This is a genomic window from Oleiphilus sp. HI0123 (assembly GCF_001635315.1).
This window is the reverse complement of the sequence record NZ_LWGE01000852.1, coordinates 1-259: the sequence shown is the minus strand read 5'-3', so window position 1 is coordinate 259 and position 259 is coordinate 1. Positions and strand designations below refer to the sequence as shown.

The following is a 259-nucleotide window of genomic DNA, read 5'->3' as shown; positions in this document are numbered from 1 at the left end:
AGACCGTGGTCGCCTAGCCTCAATAAAAACACGCAACATAAATTTTCAGAAGGCTGGCACAAATGACTGAAACATGGTGTAGAATGGTTCATTTTTATAGCCCTAGAAACGTTTAGGTCTATTTGTACGAGATAGTGATAACAATAGATATATGGCCAAGAAAAAACCAAAACAACTGCCAGGCACCATTGCTCTCAATAAGAAAGCTAAACACGACTACCATATTGAAGAAAAGTTCGAAGCCGGACTCGCTCTAACA

The 259-nt window shown here is 39.8% G+C and carries 1 protein-coding gene; it reads left to right on the top strand.

Annotated elements, in window-relative coordinates; translation table 11 throughout:
• Positions 1-151: 151 nt before the first annotated feature.
• Positions 152-259: SsrA-binding protein (locus A3761_RS07395; protein WP_197472937.1), on the top strand; the 108-nt coding region annotated here is incomplete at its 3' end.